9 protein-coding genes are annotated in these 10,582 nt (G+C 71.2%); 3 read left to right on the top strand and 6 right to left on the bottom strand.

Annotation, left to right across the window (positions count from 1 at the left end; all coding sequences use genetic code 11):
* From ABFX54_RS46885 to ABFX54_RS46870, 4 genes are all read right to left on the bottom strand, one after another.
* On the bottom strand, positions 1–459 hold a 459-nt coding region (locus ABFX54_RS46885), incomplete at its 3' end, for a gamma-glutamyltransferase (RefSeq protein ID WP_346113565.1).
* A 34-nt stretch (positions 460–493) separates the two neighbouring features.
* Positions 494–805 (bottom strand): MerR family transcriptional regulator, encoded by a 312-nt coding sequence (locus ABFX54_RS46880; RefSeq protein WP_346113564.1) that lies wholly within the window; start codon positions 803–805, stop codon positions 494–496.
* 56 nt (positions 806–861) lie between these two features.
* Complete coding sequence (locus ABFX54_RS46875; RefSeq protein ID WP_346113563.1) at positions 862–1,293, bottom strand: Hsp20/alpha crystallin family protein; 432 nt, start codon at positions 1,291–1,293, stop codon at positions 862–864.
* A 97-nt stretch (positions 1,294–1,390) separates the two neighbouring features.
* Positions 1,391–3,124, bottom strand: coding sequence for an ABC transporter ATP-binding protein (locus ABFX54_RS46870; protein ID WP_346113562.1), 1,734 nt, complete (start codon positions 3,122–3,124; stop codon positions 1,391–1,393).
* Positions 3,125–3,208: 84 nt separating this feature from the next.
* On the opposite strand from ABFX54_RS46870, the gene ABFX54_RS46865 reads away from it, so the two are divergent.
* Entirely contained in the window at positions 3,209–3,628 is a 420-nt protein-coding gene (locus ABFX54_RS46865; RefSeq protein WP_346113561.1) for a MarR family winged helix-turn-helix transcriptional regulator, read from the top strand.
* Between the two features lie 64 nt (positions 3,629–3,692).
* Here ABFX54_RS46865 and ABFX54_RS46860 read toward each other — a convergent pair whose 3' ends face one another.
* Positions 3,693–4,853 carry a PucR family transcriptional regulator gene (locus ABFX54_RS46860; protein ID WP_346113560.1) on the bottom strand — a complete coding sequence of 387 codons (1,161 nt, stop codon included), beginning with the start codon at positions 4,851–4,853 and terminating at the stop codon, positions 3,693–3,695.
* Positions 4,854–4,959: 106 nt separating this feature from the next.
* Between ABFX54_RS46860 and ABFX54_RS46855 the strand changes: the two genes are divergently transcribed.
* Positions 4,960–7,071 carry a M6 family metalloprotease domain-containing protein gene (locus tag ABFX54_RS46855; RefSeq protein WP_346113559.1) on the top strand — a complete coding sequence of 704 codons (2,112 nt, stop codon included), beginning with the start codon at positions 4,960–4,962 and terminating at the stop codon, positions 7,069–7,071.
* Between the two features lie 69 nt (positions 7,072–7,140).
* Entirely contained in the window at positions 7,141–9,681 is a 2,541-nt protein-coding gene (locus tag ABFX54_RS46850; RefSeq protein ID WP_346113557.1) for an ATP-binding protein, read from the top strand.
* Positions 9,682–9,692: 11 nt separating this feature from the next.
* Here the strand turns inward: ABFX54_RS46850 and ABFX54_RS46845 are convergent, their stop codons facing one another.
* Positions 9,693–10,469, bottom strand: a complete 777-nt coding sequence (locus ABFX54_RS46845; RefSeq protein WP_346113556.1) for a hypothetical protein — start codon at positions 10,467–10,469, stop codon at positions 9,693–9,695.
* Positions 10,470–10,582: the final 113 nt, after the last annotated feature.

The raw sequence follows: 10,582 nt of genomic DNA, 5'->3' as shown, positions 1-10,582 counted from the left end.
CGCGCCCGCCTTGAGCGCGCCCGCCAGCAGCAGCGGCGAGGCGGGGAAGCCGCCCTCCGCCAGCCGGATCGCCGGGGCGAGCAGGTCGGCCACGGGCAGGCGGGCGTGCCGCTGGTGCAGCGCGGCCCAGCCGTCCACGCAGCCGGGCACCGGGACCGATCTGACGTCGTGCAGATGGGGCATGCGCCGGTGACCCTCGGCGCGCAGGCGGGCGGGATCGGCGCCCGACCCCGCCCGGCCGGAGGCGTTGACCGCGCTCACCCCGCCGTCGTGGACGAGGGCGAACAGGTCGCCGCCCAGACCGCACATGTGGGGGGCGACGACGGTGAGGACGGCGTTCGCCGCGATGGCCGCGTCCGCGGCCGACCCTCCGCGCTCCAGCATCGACAGCCCGGCCGCCGAGGCCAGGTGGTCGACGCTGCACACCATGCCGGAGGGCGCGTATCTGGTGTTGTGCACGCTCAGAAGCGTACGCGCCCGCGCGGGCTCGGGGTCACCCCTGCTCGCCCAGCCTGGCGAGGGCCTCGTCTAGCCGGCGGCGCAGTGAGGCCACCTCCCGCTCCAGCTCCAGGATGCGGCGGATGGCGATGAGCGTCATCCCCTCCTCGGCCATCCGGGAGACGTGCTGCACGATGACGATGTCGCGGCGCGAATAACGCCGCTGCCCGCCGCTCGACCGGCTCGGCCTGATGACGTCGTGCTGGTCGAGCCGCCGCAGGAAGGCGTGCTGGACCTGCAGCATCTCCGCCACCTGCCCGAGGGAGTAGAGGGGGGCGTGCTCGTTGTCGATGGGCAGGTCGGGCATGTCGTGCTCTCCTCATGGCGAGGGGGCGGGCCGTCGCCCGCCCCCGTGGCCGTCTCTCAGGCCTTGATGGCCTTGGTCTCCCCGCGGTGGATCTCGACCTTGCGCGGCTTGGCCCGCTCAAGGACGGGGATGCGGACGGTGAGCACGCCGTTGGCGTAGCCCGCGTCGACGTTGTCACTGTCGAGGTGCTCGGACAGGTAGACGCGACGGGTGAAGGAGCCCATCGTGCGCTCACGGACGAACGGCCGCTCCTCGTCGGTGATCTCCTCCTCGCGCCGGGCGCTGACGGTGAGGACACCGCGGTCGATGGTGACCTCGATGGAGTCGGGGTCGATGCCGGGAAGGTCGAAGCGCAGCAGCACGTCGTCGTCGCGCCTGAGCGCGTCCATCGGCATCAGGGCGGACCCGTTGCCGAACGTCGGACGGATCAGCCGGTCGAACTGTCGCTCGAACTCCTGGAAGAAGGGATCGATCGAGGTCAGCAGCATTTTCACCCTCCTTGTTCTCGATCTTGATGGAGGTAATCTCCAACTTCAGTTACAGGTTACATCCATCTCGGATCACTGACAAGTTGCCCGCGGAGGGTCAGACGAGTTCGAGCGGCTGGTCGCGGCTCACCAGCACCGCGTAGTGGCCGCCGCGGGCCATCAGCTCGGCGTGGGTGCCGCGTTCGACGATCCGCCCGTGATCGAGCACCACGATCTGGTCCGCGTCGCGGACGGTGGACAGGCGATGGGCGATCGTGATCGTCGTACGCCCCCTGGCCAGCGCGTCGAGCGCCTCCTGAACGGCCTTCTCCGTCTGCGTGTCCAGGGCGCTGGTCGCCTCGTCGAGGATCAGCACCGGCGGGTCGCGCAGCAGCGTGCGGGCGATGGCCAGGCGCTGCTTCTCGCCACCGGAGAAGCGGTAGCCGCGCTCGCCCACCACGGTGTCGTAGCCGTCGGGCAGCGCGGCGATGTGGTCGTGGATGCGCGCCGCCCGCGCCGCCGCCACCAGCTCCTCGTCCGTGGCCGAGGGCCGGGCGAAGCGCAGGTTGTCGGCGATCGAGGCGTGGAAGAGGTACGTCTCCTGCGAGACCACCCCGACGGCGTCGCTCAGCGTGTCGAAGGTCAGCTCCCGCACGTCCACCCCGTCGATCGTGACCCGCCCGCCGGTGACGTCGTACAGCCGGGGCGGCAGGTAGCTCAGCGTGGTCTTGCCCGAGCCCGTCTCGCCCACGACGGCCAGGCTGGAGCCCGCGGGAACGGTGAGGTCGACGCCGGTGAGCGTGGGGGCGTCGCCGTAGGAGAAGTCGACCTTCTCGAACCGGACCTCGCCGCGTACGGAGGTCAGCTCGCGCGTGCCGGGACGGATGTCCACCGGCAGGTCGAGATATTCGAAGATCCGCCCGAACAGAGCCAAAGACGTCTGCACCTCGACCCCGAGCCGCAGCAACGAGACCATCGGCCGGAACAGCCCGGCCTGCAACGTCGTGAACGCCACCAGCGTGCCGACGGAGATGGCGCCCGTGTGGCCGACGGCCCAGTAGATCATCGCCGGCATCGCGGCCATGACGAGCTGGATCGACGACTGGCGCCACCGCCCGGCCATGCTGGTGCGCACCCCCAGCTCGGCCAGCTCGTCGGAGGCGCGGCCGAAGCGCTCGGTCAGCTCGGCGGAGCGGCCCATCGTCCGGCCCAGCAGGATCCCGCTGATCGACAGTGACTCCTGCACCATGGAGGCGATGCCGGCCAGCTTGCGCTGCCGCTCGGCGGTGATGCGCTTGCGCTCGGAGCCGACCTTGCGGCTGATCCACACGAACACCGGCAGCAGCGCTAGCGAGACCACCGTCAGCCGCCAGTCGAGCGCGACCATGGCCACGATCGTGGCGATCACGGTGGTGAGGTTGGAGACGATGGAGGCGGCGGTGGAGGTGACGACCGCCTGCATGCCGCCGATGTCGTTGGCGATGCGCGACTGCACCTCGCCGGTCCGCGTCCTGGTGAAGAAGGCCAGTGACATGCGCTGCAGGTGGCCGTAGACGGCGATGCGCAGGTCGTGCATGACCCGCTGGCCGACGGTGGTGGAGACGAGGGTCTGCAGCGTGTCGAACACGGTCGTGACGACGGCCACGAGGACCATGCCGAGGGCCAGCAGCGTGAGCAGGCCGGCGTCCCTGGCCGGGATGGCGACGTCCAGCACCTCGCGCAGCAGGAACGGCGAGGCCAGCGACACCAGCGAGGACAGGACGATGAGCGCGCCCACGACGGCCAGCCGGCCTCGGTAGGCGCCGAAGAGTTCGATGATGCGCCCCAGCGGCGCGCGTGGTTCCTCCTCCAAGTGGAGCCCCCTGCTTGATGTAGACTTCCTGATGTGGACTCAAACAGAGGTTAACTCATATTTGTTCCGGCTAAACTTACCTCCATGGTAGAGAAGGAGCTCTCGGAGCTCTTGTTCCTGGCCGGCAGGCGGCTGCGCCACGGCTACGCCCGCCGGCTGGAGCCGCTCGGGCTCAATCCCGGTCAGGCGCGGGCACTGCGGGTCATCGCCGAGGCCGAGCGGCCGCCGCGCATGGTCTGGCTGGCCGACCGGCTGCACATCGTGCCGCGCTCGCTGACGCCGGTCGTGGACGCGCTGGAGGAGGCGGGGCTGGTGCGCAGGGAGGTCGATCCGGCCAACCGCCGCTCGACCCTCGTCGTGATCACCGCCGAGGGCCGGGCCATGGCCGACAAGGCTCGCGAGGCGCGCAGGGAGGCGGGGCAGGAGCTGTTCGCGGTGCTGTCGGAGGAGCAGCGCGAGCAGCTCGCCGAGTTGCTGGCGCTGGTGGAGAGCCGGTTCGGCTGACCGCCGGGAGAGCCGGTTCCGCTGGACGCCTGAAGAGCCGGTCCGGCCGGCCGCCACCCGGTGATCAGGACGACGCGGCGGGCGAGTCCCTGGGGGAGTAGCGCCCGGACAGCCGGGCGAGCTTGAGGCTGAGATGCAGGGCCAGCCGCTCGCCGCCGTCCTTCAGGTCCGTACGCGCCAGCTCCTCCACCCGCTGCAGCCGGTAGTACAGCGACGTACGGTGCAGCCGCAGCGCCCGCGAGGTGGCCACGGCGCTGCCCGCCAGGTCCAGATACGTCTCCAGTGTCTCCAGCAGCGTCAGGTGCTGGGCGTCCCCGAGCAGCCCTTCCAGCCCCGGATGCAGCTCCTGGTCGGGTAACTGGGTGAGCACGCGGTAGACGCCCAGCCGGGCCCACTCGGCCGTCCGCCCGAGCCCCGGAACCCGCGCGGTCACCTCGGCGGCGTGCAGGGCCTCCCGGTACGACTCCGCCGCCCGCGCCAGCGTGTCCCTGGGCCGCCCGACCCCGACCACCACCGGCACCGGCATGGCCGCGTGCAGCTCTTCACCGGGGACCGGCGGCCCCGCCGTGAGCAGCACCGCGTGGTCGTAGCGCACCAGGTGCAGCGGATGGTGCCCGCCCAGCCGCCGCCGCAGCGCCAGCAGCCCCCGCTCCAGCGCCAGCCTGAGCGCGTCGTCGGGCGCGGCCGCGACCGGCCTGGCCACCTGCACCGTCACCGGCCGCGCCTGCGGGAACGCGCCCGCCTCGATGAGCTGCCTGGCGGCGTCCGGCTCGCCGAGCAGCAGCCCCGTGACGGCCTCCAGCTCCCGGTGCGTGGCCAGGCCGCTGGCCAGGCTCTCGTGGAACAGGGCCAGCGCGAGGGCGGGGGCGGCCGCCTCGGCCTCGGTGACGCGGGCCTTCTGCATGGGCGGCTGGGCGTCGATGAACCACAGGAAGCCGAGCAGGCTGTCGCCGTGCCGGACCGGGACGCAGACGCGCGGCAGCAGCCCCAGGTGCGGCGCCCCGGGGATGCGCAGGGGCCGCACGGCCTCGTGGATGCCCGCGTCGCGCAGCCATCCGCGCACCTCGGGCGTGGTGCGGCGGCGCAGGATCGAGTCCCGGCGGACGTCGTCCATGGCGCCGCTCTGCTCGCTGTAGACCACGACCTTCTGGACGCGGTCCTCAAGGAGCAGGGGGCGGTCGAGACGGGCGGCGAGCTCGTCCACGACCCGCTGGAGATCCGCCACAGCGCCACCTTTACGTGGATATTTCGACAATTGACGGAAACGGGACTACAGGTCTTCCCTACAACTGCTCGGTGATCTCCGTCAACAACGTCTATACCGTCAATCCGTGAACGCCCCGAAGAAGCTGCTGAAAGGTCTGCTGGCGGCCATCGTGCTGATCCCGGTGAGCCTGATCGCGACCCCCGCTTCCGCAGCACCCCCCACAGAACCCGAGCACCCGTGGCGGCAGAACCACTGGCCGCAGACGCAGCCCTGGCAACTGGACGCACCCGCCGGCTCCCCGGCCGGTGAGCAGGCCCTGCGCACCCGTCCCCCTGGGGGCATCAAGCCCATCGACCCGCAGAACTGGGAGAACCCCGACCACATGACGTGGGCGGACTACAAGAAGCCGCCCGGCACCAAGTGGAACGACCCCGCCGTGAAGGGCTCGCAGCGCACCTTCAAGGGCGCGCTGGTGCTGCTCGACTATCCCAACCAGCCGTTCGTGGCGACCCAGCCGCAGGGCTCGACGATCTTCGCCAACCCGAGCGCCGAGGCCCACGACGTGCCGCGCGACCAGGTCGCCCGGTTCTACCAGGACTTCCTGAACACCCCGAACACCCTCAACAAGGGCCACACCATCCACGAGTACTGGATGGAGGACTCCGGCGGCCGGCTGGGCGTGGAGCTGACCGGGTTCGGGCCCTACCAGATGACGGGCAAGGACCACGAGTACGCCATGGAGTTCCAGGCGGGCAACGGCTGCCCGGCCGGCGACACGTGCACGAAGAACCTGCGCACCGAGGGCAACGCCGCCTGGCTCGCCGACGTCGGTCAGGAGACGGCCGCGCAGTTCGACTTCGTCTTCTACCTGAGCGCCGGCCAGGACGAGTCGTCCACCTGGCAGGAGTTCGGGATGATGAAGTTCCCGACGAAGGAGGACGTGCCCGACGAGTGGGGCCCGCCCGACCCCGCGCTGCCCAACTGGGTCGACACCCGCTACGTCGAATGGACGTCCTGGCAGGCCGGCTCCACCTTCTGGCCCAACGCCCGCTTCGGCGTCGACTCCGTGCAGGCCGAGAGCTCCGGCATGGCGGTCTACGCCCACGAGCTGAGCCACATCATGGGCATCGCCGACAACTACAACAACCCGTACTCCCAACCGCCGCGCAGGGCGTACACGGGTATCTGGGAGATGCTCAGCCGCGGCAGCTTCAACGGGCCGGGCGGCCCGCACTCGCGCTGGCTGATCCCGCCCACCGGCGGCGCGTCCATGGGCGCCCAGCACATGCTCCGCAACAAGATCAAGCTCAACATGGTGGACGAGCAGAACGTCCTGCGGCTCTCCCGCGAGGCGCTCGACGAGTCCGGCCTGGTCACGGCCACGGTCCTGGCCCGCGTGGCGCAGCCGGGCAAGAACGAGCTGTCGGGCGTCAACATCTCCTTCGACACCGGTGACAAGAGCTCCTGCCAGTCCTCCGACCCGCTCTGCGACCGCGGCGGCTACGAGAACTACACGATCGAGGTCGTGGACCGCATGGGCAGCGACTCCTTCACCCCCGACTCCGGCGTGCTGCTGGCCAAGACCAAGAACGAGGACAGGGCCCCGTTCGAGTGGGTGATCGACGCCAACCCGGCCGACATCGGCATGACCGACTACGTCCTGCCCGACGGGACCCAGGTGCCGATCACGATCGGCGACTACCGCCAGCTCTCCGACGCCCTCTTCCACGCCGGCACCGACTCCGGCAGCGAGTACGAGTACGTCGACGAGGCCAACCGCCTGCACTTCTACGTCACCGACCTCAAGCGGAACCGCGAGGGCGAGCTGTCCTACACCGTCGCCGTCCGCTCGCTCGACGGCTCGGGACCGCAGCGCCGCGGGCTCAAGCTGCTGCCCGCCGCCGGCGTCCCCACCGGCAAGAACCTGTCCACCTGCAAGTTCCCGCTGTTCAACACCGGCAAGGCCGCTCCCGCGCAGGGCCAGCACCCGGAGAACGTCAGCGCCTACCTCAACCACGACCTCTACCGGCTCAAGGCCGAGGCGCAGGGCAAGGGCTGGACCGCCCAGGTGCCCAACGCCCTGGCCTCCGTCGCGTTCGGCAAGCAGGCGCTCGTGAGCGTCAACGCCGTGCGCGCCTCCGGCGGCGACCGGCTGGCCAGGGTCAAGCTCACCGCCACCTCGGAGAGCGACCCGTCCAAGACGATGACGGCCACCTGTCACGTGATCGGTATTTGAGTGAACGATGGGGTACGCCTGGCGCGAGGCGTACCCCATCGGTTTGAATCACCCCCAAGGGGGTGTTCGTTGACCGGGGACTTATTGCCGGACAAGCCTCGCCGGCGGAGAAAGCCGTGGGCCGCGCCCGTCTCCGCGGGACTGGCCGCCGCGGCCGCGAGCGTGCTCGCCGCGTCCGTGGAGTGGGAGATCCCGCCCGCCGCCAAGATCGGCGTGACGCTGGGGGCGGCCGTGCTCGTCGGCCTGACCACCTGGGCCACCACCGAGGCCCGCGACACCAGGCGCCGGGCGCCGCTGGAGCCGGGCGTGTTCGCGCCCGAGCAGTGGCCGCCCGTGCCCGAGCACTTCACCGGCCGCGCCGAGGCGCTCGCCGAGCTGCGCGAGGTGTTCGCCGCCCGCAGGCGCTCGTCCGACCTCGCCCCGCCGCTGGTCGTCTCCGTGTACGGCCGCGGCGGCGTCGGCAAGTCGGCGCTCATGGCCAGATTCGGGCAGGAGGTCGCCGACCGCTATCCCGACGGCCGCCTCTACGCCGACCTGCGCGGCGGCGTGGACGCCCCCGTGCGGCCCGAGGAGGTGCTGATCGGGTTCCTGCGCGCGCTGGACGTCCGGCTGACCACCGACCCTGGCGGCCTGGAGGAGCTGCGCAGGCTCTGGCTGACCTGGACCAGGGGCCGCAGGATCCTCATCGGGCTGGACAACGCCCACGACGCCGCCCAGGTCGAACCGCTGATCCCGGCCGAGCCCGGCTGCGCGGTGCTGGTCACCTCCCGCGCGCCGCTGTTCCTGAACGGCACGTACGACACCCGGCTCGGTGAGTTCAGCGAGCCGCAGGGCGTGGAGCTGCTGGCCAGGCTGGCGGGCGGCGCCAGGATCGTGGACGACCTGGAGGCGGCCAAGGAGGTCGTGCGGCTCTGCGACTACCTGCCGCTGGCGATCAACATCTGCGGCGGCCGGCTGGCCACCCGCGAGCAGTGGACCATGCGCGAGATGGCCAACCGGCTGGCCGACCGCCGCCGCCGGCTCGACCAGCTCGAAGTGGCGCCCACGGTGGACAAGAGCGTGCGCGCCTCCGTGCAGCTCAGCTACGACGACTGCACCGGCGTGCAGCGCCGTCTGCTGCGCCTGCTCAGCGCGCTGCACTCGCCCGACGTGCCGGGCTGGGTGGCCGGCGAGCTGCTCGACGTCTCAGGGCTGGACGGCGCCGACCAGCTGGAGGCGCTGATGGACGCGCAGCTCGCCGAGTGCTCGGGCACCGACCAGACCGGCTCGATGCGTTACCGGCTGCACGACCTGGTCCGGGTCTTCGCCGCCGAGCTCGCGGGAGAGGACGAGGAGGACCGCGTCACGGCGGCGATCGAGCGCGTCCTGCACGCCTACCGCCGCCGCGCCGAGGAGGCCGCGCAGAACCGCTGGCCGCAGGACTGGAGCAGGGGCGGCAGGCAGTCGAGCGCGGGCGGGCAGGGCCGGGCCGGCGACTGGCTCAACGCCGAGCGGCTCTCGCTCATCGCCATGATCCACCAGGCTCACCAGCTCCGGCTCTGGGAGCTGACCTGGGGGCTGGCCAGGGCGTTCTGCTCGCTGTGCCACTCGCTGCGTGCGTACTGGGCCGACTGGGCGGCCGTCGCGGAGCTGGGCACGCGGGCGGCGGCCGCGACCGGGGACCGGCGCTCGCTGGCCATCGCGCTGCTGGACGCCGCCTCCGTGCACGGCGGCATGGGGCTGCGCGACCGGGGGCTGGAGGAGGCCGAGGGGGCTCTGGCGATCTTCACCGACCTGGGCGAGTCCTGGTGGGCGGCCAGGGTCATGCGCACGATCGGCATGACGCTGTTCAGCGACGGCCACCTCGACCGGGCCCAGGACTTCCTCATCGGGGCCATCACCGCGTTCAAGGGCGAGGAGGACCTGTGGTGGATGGCCCGCACCCAGCGCAACCTGGCCGAGATGCGGATGGCAGAGCGGCGGCCCGAGGAGGCCAGGGAGCTGCTCGAAGACGCCCTGGAGATCTTCAAGCGGGACGGCAACCGCTACTCCGAGGCCCAGACCCTTCGTGTCTACGGCGAGGTGCTGGCGGCGCAGGCGCGCGGCGAGCTCCGGGCCGGCGACCACCGGCGCGCGGCCGAGCTGTTCACCAGGGCCGGATACAGCCTCGACCGGGCCTCGGAGATGTTCAGGCAGCGCGGGGAGCTGTGGGAGGAGGCTCGCTGCCTGCGGGCGGCCGGCGAGGTCGGCGACCCCGACAACGGGCTGCGCGAGCTGGACTACGTCCGCCGGGCCGATGACATCCTGGCCGCGCTCGGCGACTCGTGGGGGGTGGCCCGCAACGCCGTGTCCGCCGGGCGGGCGCTGGCCAGGCTGGGCCGCCTGGAGGAGTCCGAGCGGGAGCTGCGGCGGGCGGTGCGGGAGTTCGAGGAGCTGGAGGACCGGTGGTGGATGGCCGAGAGCCTGCGCTACCTCGGCGAGGCACACCTGAACGGGGGCGGCCACGGGGCGGCGGTGGAGCCGCTGGCGCGGGCCAGGGACATCTACCGCAGCCTCGGGAACGAGGCCGGCATGCGCAGGACCCTGGAACTGCTCCGCCGCGCCGCCCCCTCAGACGAACGGGAACCCTGACAGGACCGCCTTCACGTCAGCGGGGACCGCAGCAGCTCTCCCGCCGCCTGCCTGGCTTGAAGGATGCTCTCCTCGAACAGCTTGCGCACGTGGGCCGCCTGGTCGGACAGCTCCCTGATCCGCTCGTGTGCCATCTCGTCGCGCACGGTCTCGGCGAGCAGCTGCTGGTACTCGGGCGTCTTGGCGGCCAGCCGCTCCAGCCGCTGGTGCGCGTGGTAGACCTTGTCGGCCTTGAGCACCTGCTTGGCGTACTTCTCCAGATGCCGCACCCGCTGGGACAGCGACGTCCAGGCGGCGTCGAGCGCGCTCGTGTACGGCTTGAACGCGTCCTCCATCCCCGGCGGCAGCTCGCGCGGGATGAGCTTGCCGTGCTCGGCGTGCATGGACGACAGCCGCCGCAGCCGCTCGCCGATCTGCCAGACCTCCTCGGGCAGCGACACCCGGTTCTCGATGGTGTCGATCAGCCCGGCCTTGTGCACGTTGGAGTTCATGATCGCCTCGACGGCGTTCTGCGCCCGGCGCAACAACATCTGACAGGGATAGTCGAGATCCTCCGGCAGGATGTACCGCTCGGCGTGCGCCTGCGCGAGGCGGAGTCTTCGCCGGGTGGACCGATAGGTGCTGTCCATCGCCATCCACCTGATCAGTACGATCATGCCGACTCCCAGGCCCGCGACGAACAGGCCCTCGCTGCCGGTCACCATGAAGATGAGGAGCAGGAAGGCGGGCAGGACGAAGAGCATGGCGGGGTTGTGCGTGGTGTCCATTCGCGCGCCCGATCGAGCCATGCGGAGAAGGTGGGGACTCGAGCGCAGCTCGACCGAGATCTCCGGGTGCAGCGATGGATCGATCACCAGCCGTGGAGGCAGAGCTCGTGGATCCATACGTTCATGCTGCGTTA

Source organism: Nonomuraea maheshkhaliensis (assembly GCF_039529435.1).
In the GTDB taxonomy this organism is placed as follows: domain Bacteria; phylum Actinomycetota; class Actinomycetes; order Streptosporangiales; family Streptosporangiaceae; genus Nonomuraea; species Nonomuraea maheshkhaliensis.
This window is presented reverse-complemented; position numbering and strand designations above follow the sequence as displayed.

Coding starts and splice junctions, on each gene's coding strand:
- ABFX54_RS46880 (WP_346113564.1), bottom strand. CDS start 805: ATGCCCGACCTGCCCATCGACAACGAGCACGCCCCCCTCTACTCCCTC.
- ABFX54_RS46875 (WP_346113563.1), bottom strand. CDS start 1,293: ATGCTGCTGACCTCGATCGATCCCTTCTTCCAGGAGTTCGAGCGACAG.
- ABFX54_RS46865 (WP_346113561.1), top strand. CDS start 3,209: ATGGTAGAGAAGGAGCTCTCGGAGCTCTTGTTCCTGGCCGGCAGGCGG.
- ABFX54_RS46845 (WP_346113556.1), bottom strand. CDS start 10,469: ATGGCTCGATCGGGCGCGCGAATGGACACCACGCACAACCCCGCCATG.